The organism is Aquabacterium sp. A7-Y (assembly GCF_026153205.1).
GTDB lineage: Bacteria > Pseudomonadota > Gammaproteobacteria > Burkholderiales > Burkholderiaceae_C > Caldimonas.
In genome coordinates this window covers 204387-224586 of the sequence record NZ_JAPFBW010000003.1, presented here as the reverse complement: position 1 = coordinate 224586, position 20200 = coordinate 204387, and the positions used below count along the sequence as shown (strand labels likewise).

At 62.7% G+C, this 20200-nt stretch carries 16 protein-coding genes and 2 pseudogenes; 7 read left to right on the top strand and 11 right to left on the bottom strand.

Annotation, left to right across the window (positions count from 1 at the left end):
* Positions 1–32: 32 nt before the first annotated feature.
* Entirely contained in the window at positions 33–212 is a 180-nt protein-coding gene (locus OOT46_RS04020) for an alpha/beta fold hydrolase (protein ID WP_265402293.1), read from the top strand.
* Between the two features lie 387 nt (positions 213–599).
* Here the strand turns inward: OOT46_RS04020 and OOT46_RS04015 are convergent, their stop codons facing one another.
* The 8 genes and pseudogenes from OOT46_RS04015 to OOT46_RS03985 all read right to left on the bottom strand — a co-directional run bounded on the left by OOT46_RS04015 (position 600) and on the right by OOT46_RS03985 (position 9681).
* Positions 600–1070 (bottom strand): hypothetical protein, encoded by a 471-nt coding sequence (locus OOT46_RS04015; RefSeq protein WP_265402292.1) that lies wholly within the window; start codon positions 1068–1070, stop codon positions 600–602.
* 2 nt (positions 1071–1072) lie between these two features.
* On the bottom strand, positions 1073–5212 hold the full coding sequence (locus OOT46_RS04010) for an RHS repeat-associated core domain-containing protein (RefSeq protein ID WP_265402291.1): 4140 nt from the start codon (positions 5210–5212) through the stop codon (positions 1073–1075).
* A 595-nt stretch (positions 5213–5807) separates the two neighbouring features.
* The gene (locus tag OOT46_RS04005) at positions 5808–6350 is read right to left on the bottom strand and encodes a demethoxyubiquinone hydroxylase family protein (protein WP_265402290.1); all 543 of its coding nucleotides are present in this window, start codon (positions 6348–6350) and stop codon (positions 5808–5810) included.
* 460 nt (positions 6351–6810) lie between these two features.
* On the bottom strand, positions 6811–7758 hold the full coding sequence (locus OOT46_RS04000; protein ID WP_265402289.1) for a DegV family protein: 948 nt from the start codon (positions 7756–7758) through the stop codon (positions 6811–6813).
* A gap of 221 nt (positions 7759–7979) precedes the next feature.
* A pseudogene (locus OOT46_RS30910) lies at positions 7980–8150 on the bottom strand (integrase core domain-containing protein); the annotation flags it as partial.
* A gap of 117 nt (positions 8151–8267) precedes the next feature.
* Positions 8268–8888, bottom strand: a complete 621-nt coding sequence (locus OOT46_RS03995; protein WP_265402288.1) for a LysE family translocator — start codon at positions 8886–8888, stop codon at positions 8268–8270.
* Positions 8889–8898: 10 nt separating this feature from the next.
* Positions 8899–9042 carry a hypothetical protein gene (locus OOT46_RS03990; protein ID WP_265402287.1) on the bottom strand — a complete coding sequence of 48 codons (144 nt, stop codon included), beginning with the start codon at positions 9040–9042 and terminating at the stop codon, positions 8899–8901.
* Positions 9043–9441: 399 nt separating this feature from the next.
* Complete coding sequence (locus OOT46_RS03985) at positions 9442–9681, bottom strand: hypothetical protein (RefSeq protein ID WP_265402286.1); 240 nt, start codon at positions 9679–9681, stop codon at positions 9442–9444.
* A gap of 114 nt (positions 9682–9795) precedes the next feature.
* Here OOT46_RS03985 and OOT46_RS03980 point away from each other — a divergent pair.
* Together OOT46_RS03980 and OOT46_RS03975 are read left to right on the top strand one after the other, a co-directional pair.
* Positions 9796–10452: pseudogene (locus OOT46_RS03980) on the top strand (DDE-type integrase/transposase/recombinase); the annotation flags it as partial.
* Between the two features lie 244 nt (positions 10453–10696).
* A complete protein-coding gene (locus OOT46_RS03975) occupies positions 10697–10996 on the top strand; it encodes a chorismate mutase family protein (RefSeq protein WP_265402285.1) in 300 nt (99 codons plus the stop codon).
* A gap of 344 nt (positions 10997–11340) precedes the next feature.
* Here the strand turns inward: OOT46_RS03975 and OOT46_RS03970 are convergent, their stop codons facing one another.
* A complete protein-coding gene (locus tag OOT46_RS03970; protein WP_265402284.1) occupies positions 11341–11472 on the bottom strand; it encodes a hypothetical protein in 132 nt (43 codons plus the stop codon).
* A 47-nt stretch (positions 11473–11519) separates the two neighbouring features.
* Here OOT46_RS03970 and pabB point away from each other — a divergent pair, with 47 nt between their 5' ends.
* Positions 11520–13625: an aminodeoxychorismate synthase component I gene (gene pabB / locus OOT46_RS03965; RefSeq protein WP_265402283.1), complete on the top strand. Its 2106-nt coding sequence runs from the start codon at positions 11520–11522 to the stop codon at positions 13623–13625.
* Positions 13622–14557, top strand: coding sequence for a prephenate dehydrogenase/arogenate dehydrogenase family protein (locus tag OOT46_RS03960; RefSeq protein WP_265402282.1), 936 nt, complete (start codon positions 13622–13624; stop codon positions 14555–14557). Before pabB ends, OOT46_RS03960 begins: the two co-directional genes overlap by 4 nt.
* 192 nt (positions 14558–14749) lie before the next feature.
* Here the strand turns inward: OOT46_RS03960 and OOT46_RS03955 are convergent, their stop codons facing one another.
* Positions 14750–15511 (bottom strand): hypothetical protein, encoded by a 762-nt coding sequence (locus OOT46_RS03955; protein ID WP_265402281.1) that lies wholly within the window; start codon positions 15509–15511, stop codon positions 14750–14752.
* 222 nt (positions 15512–15733) lie between these two features.
* Between OOT46_RS03955 and OOT46_RS03950 the strand changes: the two genes are divergently transcribed.
* Both OOT46_RS03950 and OOT46_RS03945 read left to right on the top strand, forming a co-directional pair.
* On the top strand, positions 15734–17302 hold the full coding sequence (locus tag OOT46_RS03950; protein WP_265402280.1) for a methyl-accepting chemotaxis protein: 1569 nt from the start codon (positions 15734–15736) through the stop codon (positions 17300–17302).
* Positions 17303–17436: 134 nt separating this feature from the next.
* Positions 17437–19002, top strand: coding sequence for an acyl CoA:acetate/3-ketoacid CoA transferase (locus OOT46_RS03945; RefSeq protein ID WP_265402279.1), 1566 nt, complete (start codon positions 17437–17439; stop codon positions 19000–19002).
* A gap of 294 nt (positions 19003–19296) precedes the next feature.
* On the opposite strand, the gene OOT46_RS03940 is transcribed toward OOT46_RS03945, so the two are convergent.
* Complete coding sequence (locus OOT46_RS03940) at positions 19297–20172, bottom strand: DUF6708 domain-containing protein (protein ID WP_265402278.1); 876 nt, start codon at positions 20170–20172, stop codon at positions 19297–19299.
* Positions 20173–20200: the final 28 nt, after the last annotated feature.

The following is a 20200-nucleotide window of genomic DNA, read 5'->3' as shown; positions in this document are numbered from 1 at the left end:
GCAGCTCCGCAGCGCCGTCCGAACCAGCAGTGATGCCTGCCGACGCTTCCACCCTTGCGTTCGAATCGCGCCGTGTGACGACCGACGGCATCGGCATCCACGAGATGAAAAACTGCGGGCACAACATCCCGGAAGAACAGCCCGAGGCGCTCGCACGAGCCTTGTTATGGTTTTTCGGGCGCCGGCATGGCGGGCAGCGGGTGCACGTCTGAATCCCGCCAACGTTCGCGCAGCGGCGGACAGGGGCCACCGAGGGAGCTGTACCGTTGGGGACGCCGGTTGCCATCTCCATCTCGTCCATGCCGCCAGCCGGTCGAAGACCACGGTGCCGACTGCGTTGGACGCCGGCGGCACGCCTTCGACCGGCATCAACTGCTACTTCACCGGCCTGACGCAGTTTCGTCACGCGACCACCCGACCGTGCTTCTGGAACGGCATCACGGCCGTGATGCGACCGACCACGGGCAGGATCGTCAAGGTGGTGCTGCCCGACTTCGCCACGGTGACGAGCATGAACATCGTGCGGGGTCGCCCGTCGGGCATGGCGGAGGGCTCTGCAGGGCGAGTTTCGGTGGTGGCGGTTCTGGCATCGGAGACGCCTATCGCGGATAGGTGTCCTGGATGAGGATCGCCAGCGTTTCTGAGCCCGGGACTTCTCCCAATTGTTCCAGATCTTTCAAGCAATGCTCGAACTGTGACTTCAGATCTGCCCGGTCCACGCCCCGACCTTGATGGTGTGGCGGCAAGCCCAGGCATTCAGAAATGCGATCCACGGCATCCAGAAATTTTTCCTGGCACTCAGAAGGAAGAAACGCGAACAGATACTCCAGATCCGCTTGATCCCATTCACCGTCCTGTTCAAAGATCTCCTCTCCCCGATTCAGCACTTTCACCTCAGCCACCGCACTGTGCTGCCACGGCGGCACCCGCCCCTTCCGGTCCAGGCTGAATACATCGTCGTGCAATGTGAACCCGGCCTGAAGCAGGCACGCTCGCAGTGTTGCGATGGGTTTCGGAGACTCGGCGATAAACGACACCACCTCTTTCTCGTGCAATCTATCGTATTCCATGACTATAGAATTCCCCTACATGTCTGGACGCCAGCCCTGTGCCTGAACGGATCGACTTCAGCGTGCTGATCCGGCGTCAATTCGCGCAGATTCAATGGGTTGTTGGGCCCGGCATATTGTTGCGCATGCACATGATGCAGTTCGCGCCGCTCCCATTGTCCGGTCCTTCGATTGTAGTCCATCGGCGCATTTCCCTTTCGCAGTTCAGCGAGCTGCTGCGGCGAAAACTCCCCCGTGTGTCTTGCTAGCTCGTACCTGTTTTTCCAGTATCTTGATCTCACGGTATCCCAGTCGGGCGCGCTTCCATCCGGCAGCGGCTTGTCGATGGGCTCGCCTCTGCGCCATCTCTTGAAGCCGACAACACTCGCCAGACCGAGGGGATCTGACCATGTTTTGGTGTTCGGCGCATATTGGTAGACATTCGTCCCACCGAGAAGTCCAATCGGGTCGGGCGCCAGAAAACACCCGACATGCGGCGCATAGTACCTATATCTGTTGTAGTAAAAACCCGTCTCCACGTCTTCGTACTGCCCTTGCATGCGGATCGGATTGAAAACTGTGCCGATATGCAAGGTACCGAGCCGTCCCCATACGTCGTACTCCGCGGCCCAGACCACCTGCCCGCTTCTGTCGATCAGCCGTGTGGGAGAACCGTTCGGTTCATTTTGGTAATAGAAAAACGGCCCCGCTCGCGCTTCTTTGTCTATCAGGATCAAAGGAATGAAAGTACCCGGGTCGTACACGTACTCCCTGACGCCGCTGCCCGGTCGATGCTCGCCTTGGAGGCCGGGCAGCACGGGCTCGACCGCTTTTGGCCACAGTTCGTCGCGGGGGGCAGCAAGGCTTTGCTCACCTAACAGGGCATCGCCATCCCAGAAGAAGACCGTACTGCTGTCGCCGGTTCTCTTCAGCACTCTCCGGCCCAAGGGGTCGTACAAGTAGATGGTTTCGGTGCCATCGGTCTCACTGCGCACCAGTCGCTGATTGGCATCCCACAGCAAGCTGACGTCTTTCTCCGCAGCATGCGAGGCGTCGGTCGAACTCCCTGCGGAGTGGCAAAAGACCAGACGGCCTGCGCGGTCGAACCGGTAGCAGTCCTCCTCGTAGTGGCACACCCTTTCCCACTCGCACGCCATGTGCTCATGAGGCGCAACACCTCCCGCAGCCGTTTCGAGGACGTCGCTGCGCCAGCGATCCCCAGCGGGATCATTGAAGAAGCGCCTCAGTTCCCCTTGCGGATTGACGTGCTCGTGGATCTGTCCCTGCAGATCGTAGCTGTACCGGTCCAGCCCGTACTTGGTATCGCGGCGTTCTGTCAGTTCACCGGCACGGTTGTACTCGAACTGGGTCGCAAAAAGCCATTCCTCGCCTCGCTTCAGCCCTTGAGCAAGGACGCGACCTTGTTCGTCATACCGATAGTGCCGATCCAGTCCTGAGCCCAGTGTTTCCTTGAGCGCCTGTCCGGCCGCGTCCCGTTCGATGGTCAATGCCGGCTCGTCATTGACCTGCACCATAAGGAGGCGGCCCAGAGCGTCATGGTCATAGAGAACGCGGTTCCCAGCACTCGTCTCCCGTTTGACCCGATTGCCGACTTCGTCGTATGTGTTGCGGACAACGAAGGAGCCTTGTCGTTCTTCGACCAAGCGACCCTCGAGGTCGAAGCATCGGACAACCTCGATATCAGGATTTGCGCAACGGATGAGCCTGCCATTGAGGTCGAAATCGAAGCTTTCCTCGTACAGCTTGCCGGCCACCAGAGGATGTTCGAATGTCTTGCGGCGTATCCTGCCGCATGCATCTGCGTCGAACAGGACAATCTGGCCCAAGGCATTGCAACTGCGCCGGAGATGCCCGCTGACGTCGAATTCATAGCTCGTGGATTGCCCCCAGTAGTCGATTTCTTCCACCACTCGGCCGAGCGCGTCACGTCTGAGTTGGTAGGTCTCGCCGCGCTGGTTCGTCACACCGACCAAGCGCTCTTCCCCATCGTAGTGATACTCGATGCTGTGTCCGTCCGGCTGGGTTCTCCGTTTCACTGCCCCCTGCCCCAGATAGTCGAACCGGGTCTCGGCACCGTTCTCGTCGACATATCGCACCAGGCGGTCCTGCGCATCGTAGTTGCAATGAATGCGCGTACCGTCGGGCAGCCCTACCTCGATCAGCCGGCTCTTCTCATCGTAGGCATAGGTCCTCGCGTGTCCCAAAGGATCGGTACGTTCCAGGACATTTCCGAGATCATCTCGGCGCACCCGCGTGACGTTCAGCAACGGGTCCCGTATTGCAGCGAGGTAGCCGTTGACGTCGTAATCAAAGCCCGTCATTCCCTGGAGGGGATCAATCTGGGCAACAGGCAGACCGGATTCCGCGTACTCGTATCTCGTCACCGCCCCCAATGGGCTAGCTTGTTCCAAGAGAAGTCCGCGGGCGTCCCAGCGCTGCCGCCAGAGTCCCCCGTTCGGGTCCCTGATACATGTCGGCTTGTTGTCCGCATCGAACTCGATCTCGATGGAGCTTCCGTCCGGCCGGATCAACGTGACCAGGTTGCCGCGTTCATCGAAGCTGTACGCGGTCCGATGGTTCCCGGCATCCACGACTGCCACGGTCCGGCCCGCATCGTCGTATTCGAAGATCGTGCGTCCCCCGAGCGGGTCGATCTCCAGAATGGGCAGGCTGCGCTCGTCGCAGTGCACCACCCAGACATGGCCGAGTGCGTCCGAGATGCGGGTCTCGCGAACCGCAGGCCAGTACGAGAAGCGATAGTCGTGCAAGCCGCCGTCGCCCCAGGCATGCACCACCTGCCGGCTCTCGCCAGAGCTGTCGTACGCATAGTGGAAGGACAGCCCGGTGCGGTCGGTGTGCCGCACCATATGGTGCGCGTCGTAAGCGAAACAGTAAGGGTTACCCAGCGCGTCGCGCACTCCGGTCAGGTCGCCCGCCGCGTCGTACTCGTACTCCACGAATGGATGTCTGAAGCCGGTCTCGGGCACCGACAGCCAGAGCCGGTATATCCGCCCGTTCTGATGCTCGATACCCAATTGCCGTCCGGCCGACTCGCGGATGGCACTCAGCTCTCCTTCTAGACGCTCGTACTGGAGCCAGTTGCCACACAAGTCGCTGATGCGACCGATCGGGTACTCCAGCCGGCCTTCGTCGATTGCCGCCATGAGTGCTTTGGGAAAGTGATAGATCAGATCACCCTTGGTGCGCACTCGAAACTCGTCGCCGTGCTCGCTCAGCAAGGCCCCGTCCATCAGCTCCAGCACTGCGGCGCCGTCGCCTTGTGCGGCGGGCAGGTTCGGGAATAGCGCCGCCCCCTCGCTCGGATGACAGAACATCACACTGCCGTCTTCACGGTCGACTTCCAAGCGTGCATCGGCCGGGCTCTCCCAGCCGTAGCCACAGGCGCCCTGACGGCGGCTGTTGGAACTGTAGGAGCGCACCCACGCGAGCGAGATGCGCCCCTGAAGCGTGAAATCCACCTGCTCGACCACGACCTCACCGGTCAGGATGTTGACCGGCTCCGCCCGCAACACCTTGCACTTGAGGAATCCCGGGTCCATGTTTTTGAACAGCTTCTGGCGGAACTTCTTGAAGCGGTCGCCCAGGTTCTTTGCGAACTTCGACTTGGCCAGCTTGCCCAGCCCGGCGAAGGCCCCCTTCGCCGCCATCCCCATCATCGAGATGGTCGGCGGCCCTCCCACCCTCACAGTGGTCGGGATCGCGAGGTTGAAGGTGGTGGGTAGCAGCCGGGGCGGCGAGATGCGCTTTTTCTTGGGCCGCGGCGGGCTTGGCATGCCGGCCACCTGGCAGCCGAGCACTGGCAACGCAAGGTAGGACAGCGGGTCGCCGTCGGCCAGCACGGTGGCGCTGCCCATAAACAGTTCGTCGTCCTTGTCCGGCAGCATCGGCGCGAAGGGAAAGCCCGGCGGGATGTGCACGACGATGGCGCCGGTGCCGGCGGTTGCGCGCTTCATGCCGAACACGGAAACCGTCGCACCGATGATCGGGACGTAGTCGAACGGATCGAAAACCACCGACATGTGCGGCGTTGGCAGCGGCACCGGCGAGGGCGACGGCGGCACGACGCACAGGTGGATGTCGATGCCCAGCTGCGGGTCTCCATGCTTGGCTGAAGGCATCATGATGTGGGCGCTCCTGACGCACGGGCAGCGGTCAGCCGCGCCTTCGGAACAGTACCTGGCAGAGCCAGCGGCCAGCCGGGACGGGATAGGCCGGGCACCGGTTCGAACACTCGGAGAACATCGGGACAGCGGCCCCCTCCCGAGCACGGTGGGAGGGTCTCATCAAAGACTCTTGTTGCCATCTTCAGTCTCAAGAAAGGATGGTGTGTTTGCCGGGTTCGCGGTGGCGCCCGCAACGCCGGGCTCCAGCAGACAACGATCCCGTCGAGATGTCGACGCGCCTCCCGATCAGGGCATCCTAGAAGACGTTGCGAGGCCCCGCGCTCCCTAGCTCTAGGGTGCCCAAAATTGAGAGGCAGCTCCGATCTGACGCCCGTCTTGCTCACGGGCTCAAACCCCCTTCCATTCCGCGTGAGTCCCCTCACTCGACGTGCAGCGTGTAGGTAAGGGCTTGCAGCATGCTGGACAGCGCTCCACCGAAGTTGAGGGTGTGCGTGCCCGGGCTCAGCGGGCGCAGCATCACGTAGTAGCCGTTCGCCGCGGAAGGAAAGACGCAGATCCTGGGCTCTACCCGAGCCCCCGTGTCGAAACACTGTCACGCCCGCATACCGACCCAGATGACCAGCTCGGTCGAGAGCGAGACGACCGGCGCGAGCAGCTTGATCCAGAAGCCGTCGCCCCTCGTGTGCGAGACGGACCGATCATGGTGCGCCTGCTCCTCACCCACGATGGAGCGGATCGCGGCGACGGCGGTTTCATCGGTCCCTGCGAGCGCCCGCAGCTGCTGCTCGAGATGCCTCAGGACCACACGCTCCACCGCGACCGTCGTCGCTGCCATGGCGCGGCGCCCGAACAGCGCGGTCGACAGCCCCAGGACATAGCCGCCGACACCGCACAGCCAGTAGCTGCGACAACGCGGCCGGTGGCGCCGCTGCAGTTCGTCTCGGAAGACGGCTCTGTGACGCTCCTCGTGGGATTTGAACTCCTTCAGCTCCGCCACCATGGACGGCGCGGTCCATCGGGCGAGCAGCAGCTGAGCCCGATAGATGTTCACCGCGCCATGTTCGCCGGCGTGGTTCACCTTGAGCAAACGATCGCCCAGGCTCTCGTTGCCACGCAGACGTACGCTCAATGCCATAGCTTCCCCAGAGATGCGAGCGAATTCGGAATCGGCTTGCATCATCCCATGGACGGGTGAAGCGCCTGTGGGGAAGCTCCGTTGCAGGCCGCGACGTCCCCTCCGCCGGAGCGCTTCACTCCGCGTGCACCCTCAAGTCTCGAATGACGTGGCCCCCTGCCTGCCATCTCGCTCGCCACAAGGTGCACGGTCTCGCGCGGCGTGCCGGCCGGGGCGACACGCCGGCCCAGGTGCTGCCCGTGTAGCCGACAGTGCCCAGGTCGATGAAGCACAGCGGGATGCTCTTGGCGGCGGCCCACTCCGGTGAACTTGTGGTGCTCGCCCGGGGCACCCGACCCGGCTGCGCGCGACGCGTGGGCTGCGGCCGTTTCGACAGGATTCGCCCGCACTTCAGCGCCCGCCCACACCTCTTCAACGAATTTCCAATTCAGCACGCTGGCGCGCCAGCACGCGGCCGCGCTCAGAACGTGTGGGGATGGGTGAGCAGGCCGACGGCGAAAGCCTTGGGCCCGATGGCCACCGCCACGCCCAGACCGCAGATCGACTCCACCACCTGCACGCCGGACTGGGCCAGCCGCCCCTTCATCCCTGCATAGGGGGCAATTCGCTGCAGTTCCTCCAGCGGACCGCCATAGGAAACGCAGACGATGGGCGACTGCAAACCCCGCGCTGCCTCGCGCTCGATCACCTGGCACAGCTGCTCGACCGCGGGCTCGAAGCCGCGCGCCTTGCCGACGGGGTAGCTGTCGCCGGCTTCGACGCGAATGATCGGCTTCACGTCGAGCATGGCGCCGACGCGGTACTTGAACCAGCCGACGCTCTGGTCGCGATTGGCCTGCTTGCTGCGCTCGTACATGGTTTCGAGGTCATTCGGCACGAAATAGCCGACGACCCTCGGCACCATGCGCTCGACGAGCTCGATCAGTTCGACGAAGCTGACGCAGTGCTGCGCCTGCTGCGCCAGGTGCGCTACCAGCGCGGCATAAGCGGCGGAGACGTTGGCGCTGTCGATCACGCGCAGACCGAACGGCGCCTTGATGCCGCGCTGGAAGCGCGGCGAGACCGCCTCGCGCACGATCTCGCCCTCAACGGCGCGTGCGTTGGCAAAGCAGTTCGAGCGCGTGCGCATCGTCGTGATCACGAACACGAACTCGTACTCGAAAATCAACTTGTCGAGGAACAGCGACTTGAACTCGTCGCTGGAAAACGGCGTCGATGTCGAGTCAGCCGCATGCGACCTGTCGAGCGCCTGCAGCCATTGCAGCGTGGCGGCCGGGTCGCGTTCGTCGCGCACGCGCGTGTCGCCGAGCTGGATATGGGTAGGCACGACGGTGATGCCGTACTGCTGCAGAAACTCCGGCGGCAGATCGCAGCTGGAGTCGACGACAAAGCCGACGCGTATGGACATGGACTCTCTCCTGGAACGCAGGTTGTGCGGACTGCAGGCGCTGCTGCAGCACAGACAATCTGTAACATTCTAGAGTAGGCATCGCTTTGCCGATCCGTGAAAACCGTCATCGCGCCACCGCTGTCCAAGAACACCGCGTCAGCTTCCCGTGAAGTAGACGTTCCAGAACTGGAGTCTGCGGCGGATGTGATCCTGGGCAAGAACTGCCGCGGAGGCAGACCGCCCGGAGCGCCATGAGGCCGGCGCTCGTTGTCTTCGAGCGACCGCTCCTCGGTCATGTGCTGCACCTGCTTGATCGACTTCAACAGGTCTGCGTCGAGTACCTCGGTGCGGTAGGTGCGGTTGAAGCGCCCGATGTGGGCATTTTTGATGGGGCTCGCCCGGCCCGACAATGTCGTTCAGCGCCTGCACCACTTCCGTGTCTAGCGTACTGCTCCGACAGCCGGATATCGTGAGCCGTGGCGAGCAAAGTCCACTCGTTCGATCTAAGGCTGTGACAGCTGCGCGCCTCAGCGAACCAACATGGCTACCGCCGCCGCTATCATGATCGCCGCCACGCCGCGGAACAACTGCTGTTGAGCACGTCGACTCGACAGGAGGTGCCGGATGCGCACTGCGGCGAAAATGCACAGCGTACCGACGCCTAGATGCACCAAGATCGTAATTGGTACCAGCATCAGTGCCCAACTCTGTAACGAGACCGTTTCCAAGTTGATCACTACCGGCAAAAGCCCCAGATAGAATGCAATGGTCTTCGGGTTGCCTAGAGTAATGGTGAGTCCAGATATTGCCGCCGACAGCAACTCCTCCTTCTTCGCTGGCTTGCCCACGACTATCACCTGGGGGTTGGCAAACCAGAACTGCCAAGCCAAATAACAGAGATAAAGCGCTGCCCCCCAGCGCACCAGCTGAAACAATGGGTTGAAGTACTCGGCAATCATCGCTAGACCAAAGACTGCAAACGACAGGTAGATCAAATCACCGAGAACCAACCCACCCAGCAGGCAAAAGCCCGACAACGTGCCACCGCTTACGCTCCTAGCGATCAGCGCTGCCATACCGGGGCCTGGAATAGCAGCGCCAATGCCCATCGCCACTGAAAAGGCGAGTATTTGCGTCAAATCAAGCATGTGGTGTTCCTCAGTGACTTGCTGTTGTCTTGCACGCCCAGGAAACAGGAAAACCAATGATTTCAGCCGGATGCGGCGACCCACCGCCTAGTTGCTTTCCTGAAAAATGACCAGATCCTGTACAGCCAAATCCGATTGACTGGAAGATCGTCATGCCCTGCTCATGCTCATACAGCCTGCGTGCCATCGGCGAAGATGAGTGCCGATCCCTGCCCCTTGGCATGGCACGAAGCCTTTATTAACAGCCTTAATCGCGCATTCAGATACGGCAAAACTGATCGGCTGCAGTCAGTGAACAGAACGCTGTCCTGACGCCTGTCTTCATGCAGTTTCTTGGATCCCGCTGCAGCAGGAAATCGACCATTACAGCGAGACCGAAGTAAAGAAATTCGAGCAGGAAGCAGTGCAGCTAGAGGACAGTTGCGTGCGATACCATCAGTGTCGACGTCGACTTCCTATAGCAGGCGGTGAGTGACACGTCTCACTCCCATGGCGTTCCTTACCTTGGTCAAACGAACATCTGTCCCTTCCGCGGGCCCGGATGAGGTTCGGCCTAAAAACAGTTGCAGGCGGCAAAACAGAAGGCAACCGCACCCAACATGGGCGGTGATGAACCGTCGTCACCTCGATGCAGCGGAGCAAAAAATGCCCAGTTGATGTTTTCAATGTGAAATACATCGGCCATCATAATAGCGACAAATTGGGTGAACACCAACCTGCGAGAGGTGTCAGTCAATGCACCCAGCCGTGAATACTCAACTCGGCTGACATCGCAAGTGACGCGCTCGTCCAACCGGAGCCAAAAGCAAGCGCGCTTCAGCCTCCCGACGAGCCGCCGAGCCGGGCAGTTCCCGCCTGAATCGCCCCGGGTTTGGTGGAGCTTCCAACCTTTTGAGAGGATGGAGCCGTGAACAAGTCGACCAAGTTCTCAGCGGAGGTGCGCGAGCGCGCGGTGCGTGGTGCAGGAGCATCGCGGGGAGTACGGGTCACGGTGGGCGGCGGTTGAATCGATCGCGCCGAAGATCGGCTGCGCACCGCAAACGCTGCTGGAATGAGTCAAGCGAGCGGAAGTCGGTTTGGGCCTACGCGAAGGCGTGACGACGGTCGATCTGCAGTGTGCAGTAGCTTGCTCCTTCGGGATCTCCTTCGGAGATATCGGTGCCATACGTTCGAGCAGCGCGATGCGTCGCGCAGGAGCGCACGTGCTCGACGTGACGAGATGCTCTTGCCGCACATCGAGCGGGTGTGGCAGATCAACATGCGCGTCTACGGAGCCGACAAGGTCTGGCGCCAAATGCACCGCGAGGGCCTTGCCGTGGCCCGCTGCACCGTTGAGCGGCGAGCGGCCCAATCAGCCAATCAGCGGTGGGCGTCCGATTTCACGTACGTCTCGACTTGGCAGGGCTGCGTCTACCTGGCCTTCGTCATCGACGTGTTCGCGAAGCACACCGTGGGCTGGCATATCAGCTCATCATGCGAACGGATTTCGTGCTGAACCCTCTGGAGCAAGCCCTTATATGCCTGGCAACCCGAACGCGACAGCGAGTTGGTACATCACTCGGACCCAGCGGGCGCAGTCCGTCAGTATTTGACGGGGAAGCTTGCCCTTGGAATTCTCGTCGACCATACGCTCGATTAGAGGACGGCCTGACGCAAAGATCAGCTGCAAGAAATTTCATTGCAAACGCGAAGCGCGCTTCTAACATTAAAGCGTCCTTGCTGAGAGGTCGAAGTAAAAACCCAAGCGAACCGATCAAAAAGATGAATGGTCTGCCGCAGCAGGCCCTCCATACGAGGAAGAGCCCGGAATGCCAACGAACAGCACCACAGACGAAGTTCTCGAGAAATTACGCGCCGAACTCGACAGGATCGACGAGGAGTTCCTGGAGGTGCTGTGTCGGCGCATCGAATGCTGCAGTCGCATCGGTCACCACAAACGCGAACACGACGTGCCGATGATGCAGCCTCACCGCATCGGGCTCGTCCATCGGCGTGCCGAGGAGTTCGCGATCAAGCACGGGCTGAACTCCAAGTTCCTGCGCAACCTGTACGACCTGATCATCGAAGAGACCTGCAGGCTCGAGACGTTGATCATCGGGAAGGGCTAAACCCAAAGGGGCCGGCTGCAACGACGATTCGACTGCGGGTCCGGATTATGGGTCCTTGAAAATTCTCTTGGATGATTTGAGCAAACATTGCTGGCATAACGGCGCATTGCCGGATTGCCGGGCTGCGGCCGCGTCGATCGCTAGCCGCTCCCATGAACCACCGAGCAGTTCGTGGACGGCGTGGACGGCGTTACGCAACTGCTTGCGTTCGGGCCACCGCGCACGTACTGCATCCGTCCGATCGTCTACCGAGGCGGACAGGGGTTATGGCTGACGAGGGCAGAAGGCCGTCGATCTGTCGATCTTCGGCGTGCCGTCCAACGGGGCGCGCGGACGCTGGTGTATTACGAGATCTCTCCGATCGAGCACGTGTCGAGCCGTGCCATGCCGGTGCGCTGGAAGGCCTCGAGCGAAACCTCTTCCCCGCGGACCTGCTGGATTTCGACGGTGTTCCTGTCGTCGTCGAGCTCGGCCACTTCCCGATGCCGGGCTGTTTTTACTCGAAACCTATTTCCGCACAATCATGAAAACATTATTGATCGACAATTTTGACTCGTTCACCTACAACCTCTATCAGCTGCTGGGGGAGGTCAACGGCATCGCTCCAACCGTCATGACCAATGACGCAGACTACGAGTCCATCCGCTTCGAAGACTTCGACAACATTGTCATTTCTCCGGGGCCCGGCCACCCGAAACGCAATGAGGACTTCGGCATTTGCGCGAGAGTGATCGACGAAGGCATGCTGCCAATTCTCGGCATCTGCCTCGGACACCAGGGCATCTGCCATCAGTTCGGCGGAGTCGTCGAGCACGCGCCGGAACCAAGGCACGGGCGGTCGTCGAGGATTTACCACCGGGGCGAGAACCTCTTCGCCGGCATTCCGTCTCCGTTTTCCGCAATCCGATACCACTCCCTGGTGGCAACGACCTTGCCTGACAGTCTCGAATCCATTGCCTGGACGGAAGACGGTCTCATCATGGGCGTCCGTCATGCCACGAAGCCGATCTGGGGCGTGCAATTTCACCCGGAGTCCATCTGTTCGGAATTCGGGCGCAAAATTCTTGCGAACTTTCGCGACCTTTGTAAGCGGCGCTCCGGCACCGACGAATCGAATGGCCGCGATGTGACCGTGCAAGTGCCCGCAGCACCCGCGCGCGAGTCCTATGAGATCCATGTGCGCAAGATCGCCGGCTTGCCGGAAGCCCTCGACTGCTATCGAGGTCTCTTCGCCGATGCTCCGCATGCTTTCTGGCTCGATAGCAGCCTGGTCAAGGAAGGGCTGTCGCGATTTTCATTCATGGGAGACGGCAGTGGTCCGCTGTCGGAATGCGTCCGCTACGATGTCAACCGTGGTGAAGTCACTTCGAGCGTGGGCGGAGAGACGCACGTCATCAGCAAGCCCTTCTTCGACTATCTCGACGAACAGCTCAGGACGCGCGCGGTTTCGGTGCCGGAAGGACTGCCGTTTGACTTCAACCTCGGTTATGTCGGCTATCTCGGCTACGAGCTCAAGGCTGAGACGGGCGGCAAGGCCGCGCATCGTTCGAACGCTCCCGACGCCTCGCTGCTGTTCGTCGATAGGATGGTGGCGCTCGATCACATCGACGAGGCCTGCTACGTCCTCAGTCTGAGCGAGGAATCCACGCGCCACGTCGCCGAGGCGTGGGTCGATGCGACCGCTGACCGCCTGTCAGCCTTGATCGAACAGGCGGCGGTGATGGACTTTCCCTTTGCTCCGGCAAGCGCCATCGATCCTGTGGACATGCACGCCCGTTGTTCGTTTGAACTCCGGCATGACAGGACAGCCTACCTCGAGCGAATTCAAGAGTGCCTGAACGCCATCCGCGATGGTGAATCGTACGAAGTCTGTCTCACCAACACCGCCACCGCTGATCTGCAGTTCGACCATCTTGATGCGTATCAGCGACTGCGAAAGCTGAGTCCTGTGCCTTACAGCGCGATCTTGAAGTTTGATTCCACCTCCGTGCTATGCGCATCGCCCGAGCGTTTTCTCACGATCGGAGCGGACCGGCGCATCGAATCCAAACCCATCAAAGGAACCCGACGCCGAGGCAAGGATCGTCAAGAGGACGACGCCCTTCGGGTCGATTTGGAGGCGAGCGAGAAGGATCGCGCGGAAAACCTGATGATCGTCGACCTGCTGCGCAACGATTTCAATCGGGTGTGCGAGATCGGGTCGGTGCATGTCCCGGTACTGTTCGACGTCGAGACCTACGCTCCGGTCCACCAGTTGGTGTCCACCGTGAGAGGGACGATACGTCGGGACAAGACCGCGGTGGATTGCATCCGCAGCGCGTTTCCCGGCGGTTCCATGACCGGGGCGCCGAAGATCCGCACCATGGAAATCATCGACCGCCTCGAAGGCGGCGCGCGCGGCGTTTACTCGGGCGCCCTGGGATGGATGGGACTGAGCGGTGCTGCCGATCTCTGCATCGTGATCAGGACCGTCGTGGTTGCCGGGACGCGGGTTAGCATCGGTATCGGTGGCGCGATTGTCGCGCTGTCGAACCCGGTCGACGAATTTGAGGAGACGCTCATCAAGTCGAGGGTCATGGTATCGGCGGTCGCCGGCCAGGCGGGCGTGCTGATTGGAGCTGCGCAATGACGGGAACGAGCACCGACATCAAGCAATGCGCGGTCGTTGGGGCGGCAGGCTCGATCGGCGAATTTTTCCTGAAGACTCTCCGTGGCTTTGGCGTGACGGCCTCCGGAGTGGATCTGCGGCCGGGTTCGCCGCTCCAGGCGTCGCTCGGCGAAACCATCCTGGCCGGAGACATTCGCGCGCCGTCCGCGGAGATGCGCACTCTCATCGGTACATCGCAGCTCGTCATGCTCGCGCTTCCGTTGCCGGTGACGCTCAAGGTTGTGCTGACGGTGATTGATGCGATGCAGCCCGGCGCTTTGCTGGTAGAAACATCTTCGGTGAAGACTGAGGTCGCCAAGCTGCTGGAGATCGCGGGTGACAAGGTCGAGGTGCTGGGCGTCAACCCGATGTTCGCGCCGGACCTGGGCGTGAAGGGCCGTGCTATCGTCGCTGTGCCCATCCGTTCGGGACACCGGACCGACGCTTTCCTGGATCTCCTCTTGAAGTCTGGCGCCAGCGTCGTGAAGATGGATGCGACCCGACACGACCGGTTGGCGTCGGTGACGCAGTCGCTGACCCACGCCGCCGTGCTGTCGTTCGGGCTCGCGCTCGTATCGCTCGGTGAGCCGATTGCGGACCTGCAGGCGGTGGCGCCCCCACCTTTTTCGCTCATGATGGCGTTGCTCGCGAGAATCAGCTCCGGAACCCCGGAGGTGTATTCGGAAATCCAGTACGCCAACCCGTCGGCGCATCACGCGCGTGTGGCGCTGCTCCAGGGATTGCAAGCATTGGCGCAAGACGGTACCGCCGAGAGCATCGACTTTGAACACGTGATCCAGTCGCTGAGGAAGTGCCTCGGCGGTGCACGCGAACCGCACGCGAGACTCTGCGCCGAGCTGTTCGGCTGTTTCACCGCGACTTCTCTGATGGCGACTCCGAGCCCCCAGAAATAGCAGGCGGATATTCCCAAGAAAGATGAAGTACTTTCGCGACACATCCAGGGTGGACGCGCACGCGTGTTTATAGAACGTGCTTCGGCTCCCAATGCCTGCAACATCAGGTACCGGAACGACTCCTCGTGCCTCGTCTTGACGAGACGTCTCGCTCACCGGCTCAAGCGCCCCTGCCATTGCGCGCGGGTCCCCTCACTCGACGTGCAGCGTGTAGGTCACGGCCTGCAGCATGCTGGGCAGGGCTCCGCCGAAGTTGAGGGTGTGCCTGCCCGGGCTCAGCGGGCGCAGCATCACGTAGTAGCCGTTCGCCGCAGAAGGAAAGACGCGGATCCTGGGCTCTGCGCGAGCGCCCATATCGAAACACTGCGGCGTCGCCTGGCGATGACGGACCAGGTTCTGCACCCGGACGCCGTCGATGTCCAGAACCAGCGCCGCGACATCGTTCGTCATCGAAGCGGCCGAGCTCATAACCGCCATGCAGCTGGTCGGCCGGTCCGTCCTCGGCATGACCACATAGTTGATCAAGGGGAAAAACAAGTACGTGCCGCGTGGCACCCTGCAGGTCCTGACGGTCCGCCGAGTCCCGTACGTACCGGCGAGGAACCAGACCGCGCCGCTCTGCTTGCGGTCGCACAGCTCGCCGGTGGTATCGGCGACCGGACTCTCGCTGCGCTCGAAGGAGCCGGCCCACTGCCACCAGGCGCGCGACCATTCGGCTTGTGAAAGCCCGCCCACCGGCTCGTCGGCCGGAAGCACCGGATCGTTCTGGGCATGGCCGGCCGGGGAACCGAACAAACAGATCGAGAGAAAGAGCGCGACGGAAGATGCTTTGAAGAGGGTCATCGAGACGGTGCATTCAGGCCTGAGCAAGAGGCTGCGAGTGTCGCTTTTTTTCGCAGCTGGAGCAGGGCCGGCGGCGGGCTTTCGCGCCGGAACAACAAGGCGGCCCCGCATGCAAGGGTGCTCCCGCGTCTCGCGCCGCCCCGCCCCACGCCCGCATACCGACCGAGATGACCGGCTCGGTCGAAAGCGAGACGACCGCGCGCAGCTGCTGCTCGAGATGCCTTGGCTTGGCGAAGAATCGGCATCAAGTTGCGCCGGAAGTTGCCGATAACCAAGCGAATTCCGTACTCGGCTCGTCCGAAATCCCTGGTCCCGGCTGATTCTTGTCACCCCATGCCACTTGCCCGCACCCTGCATCAGTTGTCCATCGTCGCCAAGCTGCGGCTTCTTTCCGCCATCGGCATCCTGGCCTTGATCGCCGTCTCGGCCGTCGTGTTGCTGAACAACTACCAGCGGGGACTCGACGACAGGCGCCAGCTCGTCAAACAGACTGTGGAGACGGCCTATGGTGCCCTGCTTCATGCCCATCAGCAGGAGCTCGGCGGCACCCTGACGCGGGTGCAGGCGCAGCAGCTTGCCCTGCAGACGCTGCGCGGCATGCGCTACGGCCAGGAGGAGTACTTCTGGATCAACGACATGCAGCCGCGCATGCTGATGCACCCGATCAAGCCGGAACTCGAGGGCAAGGACCTGAGCACGAACAAGGATCCCAACGGCAAGGCCCTCTTCCTGGTCATGGTCGATGAAGTGAAGGCTCACAAGGCAGGCTTCGTGGACTATCTGTGGCCCAAGCCCGGTTCTCAGGCTCCGGTCGAGAAGATCTCCTATGTCAAGGGCTTCGAGCCGTGGGGCTGGATGGTCGGCTCCGGCCTGTACTTGGACGACGTCCACGCCGCGCTGTCGCGCGATCTGTGGGTCCTGGGCAGCTGGGTCCTCGCGGCCTCGCTGCTGAGCTGGTTCATTGGACGCATGGTCTCGCGCAATATCGTGCGCGGCATCGACAAGGCCGTGCGCGTGGCGGAAGGCATCGCCGACGGCGACATTGCGCAAGACATGGTGCCGCGCGGGCGCGACGAGATCGCCCGCCTCATCCGGGCCATGCAGCAGATGACCGTCAACCTGAACAGCATGGTGGGGTCGGTACGGCGGTCCGCCGACGCGATGGCGACGGCGGCGGCCCAGATCTCCAGCGGCAACCACGACCTGTCGCATCGCACCGAGCAAGCCTCGGCCGACCTTCAGCAAACGGCCGCATCGATGTCGCAGCTCAACGGCCTGCTGCAGCAAACCGAAACCTCCGCCCGGGATGCGGCCAGCGTGGCCAGCTCGGCGACCGGCGTGGCCACGCAAGGCGGCAGCGCAGTCCGTGACGTGGTGGCCACGATGGGCGAGATCCACGCCAGCTCGCAGACGATGGGCAATATCGTGGCCGTCATCGACGCGATTGCGTTCCAGACCAACCTGCTGGCGCTCAACGCGGCGGTCGAGGCAGCGCGCGCCGGCGAGCAAGGCCGCGGCTTCGCCGTGGTCGCCGCCGAGGTGCGCGGGCTGGCCGCGCGATCGGCCGAGGCGGCGCGCGAGATCAAGGCTCTGATCGGCGACAGCGTCAGCAAGGTGGAGTCGGGGACCCGCCTGGTCGAAAACGCCGGCACCACGATGCAGGCGATCGTCGAATCGGTCACGCGTGTGGCCGGCATCATCGAAGGCATCCGAGAGGCCGCCAGCCATCAGGCACAGGGCGTCGGCGAGGTTCACCAAGCGGTCACCCGCCTCGACGGCATGACGCAGCAGAACGCGGCGCTGGTGGAAGAGTCGGCCGCCGCCGCCACATCGCTGCAGGAGCAGGCGCAACAGCTCCTCAGAAGCGTGCAGGCGTTCAGGCTGGCCGGCCAGTCGGCGTAGTCTCGGCGGTTCCGCAGCGCAGTATCGACTTGCCGCCCCGGCCGCCCGCCAGGCCTGCCGAGCGGCCATACTTCGGCGCAGCCGAGTCGCACTTCGGAAGCACCCGGTGCGAGAGCCTGCCCCGCTGCACAGACATGAAGATCCTCACCGCTGCACAAGCCGCCTCGCTGATCGAGGACGGCTGGACCGTCGTCACCGCCGGCTTCGTCGGGGCCGGCCATGCCGAGGCCGTGACCTCGGCGCTGGAGCGCCGCTTCCTGGCCGAGGGGGCCCCGCGCGGGCTGACCCTGCTGTACGCGGCCGGCCAGGGTGACCGGGCGCACCGCGGCGTCAACCACTTCGGCCATGCCGGGCTGCTCCGGCGTGTCATCGGCGGGCACTGGATCTCGGCGCCCAAGCTCGGCGCGCTGGTCGCGCGCAACGAGATCGAGGCCTACAACTGGCCGCAGGGCGTCATCTCGCACCTCTACCGCGCCATCGCGGGACACAAGCCCGGCGTCATCACCCGCATCGGCCTGCACACCTTCGTCGATCCGCGCCACGACGGTGGCCGGCTCACGCCGCGCACCACCGAACCGCTGGTGCAGCTGATCGAACTGGCCGGCGAGGAGCAGCTCTTCTACCCCAGCCTGCCGGTGCACTGCGCGCTGATCCGCGCCACCACGGCCGACGAGCACGGCAATCTCAGCACCGAGCACGAACCCTTCCATCAAGACCTGCTGGCCATTGCGCAGGCGGCACACAACTCGGGCGGCATCGTCATCGCCCAGGTCAAGCGCCTGGCACGCGCCGGCTCGCTGAACCCCAACCTCGTGCGCGTGCCGGGCATCCTGGTCGACCACGTGGTGCTGACCGAGGACCCGGACGACCACTGGATGACCTTCGGCGAGGCCTACAACCCGACCTACAACGGCGAGCTGCGGGAGCCCGAGCACGCCTGTGCACCGGCGCCGCTGGACGCCCGCAAGATCGTGCAGCGGCGGGCCTTCCTGGAGCTGCAGAAGCTGCACGGCCCGGTCGTCAACCTGGGGGTCGGCATGCCGGCGGGCATCGGCCACATCGCCCGCGAGGAAGGCCACCGCGACTTCACGCTCACCGTCGAGGCCGGCCCCATCGGCGGCACGCCGGCCCAGCTGCTGAGCTTCGGCGCCAGCGCCAATCCCGAGGCCATCATCGACCACGCGGCGATGTTCGACTTCTACGACGGCGGCGGCATCGACATCGCCTTCCTCGGCATGGCCGAGCTGGACCCCGAGGGCAATGTCAACGTCAGCCGATTCGGCGACAAGATCGCCGGCGTGGGCGGTTTCATCAACATCACCCAGACCGCGCGGCGGGTCGTGCTGATGGGCAGCCTGACGGCCGGCGGGCTGGAGGTGCGGGCTGTAGACGGCCGGCTGCGTATCGTCAGCGAAGGCCGCGTGAAGAAGGTGGTGCCGCGGGTCGGGCACTTGAGCTTCAACGGCCCCTATGTCAGCGGCCTGGGGCGCGAGGTGCTCTACGTGACCGAGCGCGCGGTGTTTGTACTGCGTGACGGGCGACTGACCCTGACCGAGGTGGCGCCGGGCATCGATCTCGAACGCGAGGTGCTGGCGCAGTGCGCGGCGCCGGTGGACGTGGCGAGCGACCTGAAGACCATGGACGAGCGCATCTTCCGAGAGGCGGCGATGAACCGCGGGGCCTTGTCGATGAGGGGTTGAAGCCGCCCTGCCCCGCGCGCCGCGGGCCGTCGCTCGTCAAGCTGCACGGTCTTTCATGTCCCCACTTGTGTCCGCCGCGCGGGTGATCTGCCGCATCCGCCTCAGCAGTCGCTCTTTCCGCGATTCGGGGTGCCGGTCGAGTTCTCGCGTCATGTACCGAGGAGAAAGGGCTTCCGAGTGGCATGAAGGCTTCCTGTCGAACCCACTCCGGCTTGGCTCCACTGCATGTTCAGCGCTGAAAGGTGAACACGCCCATTGCGGACAGGTCCTTCGGATCCTGTTTCTGTTCTGTCGTTACCGGTTCTCCGACATCCCTCGCTGCACCGGTCCGAGGGCCGCGAGCACCTCATCGGGCCAAGTCACAGGGACCTGCGTCTTGTAGCTCAGCCAGTTACCCGTGCCCCAGAGCAGCGACATGGGCAGCGTCAGCGGAAGCACCAGGTGGTGCATCAAGGTGATCATGGGGCTGGTTTTCCACCAATGCAGGTACTTGGGGCCGAACGGGAGGCCTATGGCGCCCATGCTCTCCCACCAGCTCTGCGGCACCGTTCGGTCCGCCAGCGGTTCATCGGGACCGGGGAGATGAGGACCACCTTCTTCCATGAATCGACGAATGTGTTCCCATACCCCGTCCGTGATCCCATCGCTCATGGCCATCACGTTGCCTATGCGAAAGGTGTCAATCACGGTCGAATCCGTGGCGCTCTGCTTCACGAGAAACCACAACTCATGCTGGCGGTACGCCGTCGAGCCCGTGGTCACCAGCGTCGCACGGTGCTCCGCCTCCACGAGGTCCCAGTCGTACTCCAGCACCTGCAGCGGCCAACGCTGAAGCAATCCTTTGAAGCCCGATTTTGCTTCGCGCGAGATGCGGTACACCTTGCGTCGCTTGCGGTCGAAAATCGTTGGCTCGTCGTTGGGGCGGAATAGTTCCCAGCGCATCATCCAAAGAAGCATGTACGAGCCAAAGGCCAAGCCTCCCAGTGTGAGGAGGATCCCGCATGCAACAACGAACCAATCTTGAACATGCAGAGCCCAAATGCCTGAATCCGCTATCACGCCGCCTACTGCTGCGGCAAATACACCAAACGTTATCCCCAACCCTCGCACATCTTTGGCCGCGCCTACATACTCAATAGCATCAGCATACGTGGCCTTGATCCATTCCATGGCCAAGGGTTGCTGGTGGAGGCGTTCT

Coding starts and splice junctions, on each gene's coding strand:
- OOT46_RS04020 (WP_265402293.1), top strand. CDS start 33: ATGCCTGCCGACGCTTCCACCCTTGCGTTCGAATCGCGCCGTGTGACG.
- OOT46_RS04015 (WP_265402292.1), bottom strand. CDS start 1,070: ATGGAATACGATAGATTGCACGAGAAAGAGGTGGTGTCGTTTATCGCC.
- OOT46_RS04010 (WP_265402291.1), bottom strand. CDS start 5,212: ATGATGCCTTCAGCCAAGCATGGAGACCCGCAGCTGGGCATCGACATC.
- OOT46_RS04005 (WP_265402290.1), bottom strand. CDS start 6,350: ATGGCATTGAGCGTACGTCTGCGTGGCAACGAGAGCCTGGGCGATCGT.
- OOT46_RS04000 (WP_265402289.1), bottom strand. CDS start 7,758: ATGTCCATACGCGTCGGCTTTGTCGTCGACTCCAGCTGCGATCTGCCG.
- OOT46_RS03995 (WP_265402288.1), bottom strand. CDS start 8,888: ATGCTTGATTTGACGCAAATACTCGCCTTTTCAGTGGCGATGGGCATT.
- OOT46_RS03990 (WP_265402287.1), bottom strand. CDS start 9,042: ATGACGATCTTCCAGTCAATCGGATTTGGCTGTACAGGATCTGGTCAT.
- OOT46_RS03975 (WP_265402285.1), top strand. CDS start 10,697: ATGCCAACGAACAGCACCACAGACGAAGTTCTCGAGAAATTACGCGCC.
- pabB (WP_265402283.1), top strand. CDS start 11,520: ATGAAAACATTATTGATCGACAATTTTGACTCGTTCACCTACAACCTC.
- OOT46_RS03960 (WP_265402282.1), top strand. CDS start 13,622: ATGACGGGAACGAGCACCGACATCAAGCAATGCGCGGTCGTTGGGGCG.
- OOT46_RS03955 (WP_265402281.1), bottom strand. CDS start 15,511: ATGCGGGGCCGCCTTGTTGTTCCGGCGCGAAAGCCCGCCGCCGGCCCT.
- OOT46_RS03950 (WP_265402280.1), top strand. CDS start 15,734: ATGCCACTTGCCCGCACCCTGCATCAGTTGTCCATCGTCGCCAAGCTG.
- OOT46_RS03945 (WP_265402279.1), top strand. CDS start 17,437: ATGAAGATCCTCACCGCTGCACAAGCCGCCTCGCTGATCGAGGACGGC.
- OOT46_RS03940 (WP_265402278.1), bottom strand. CDS start 20,172: ATGGAATGGATCAAGGCCACGTATGCTGATGCTATTGAGTATGTAGGC.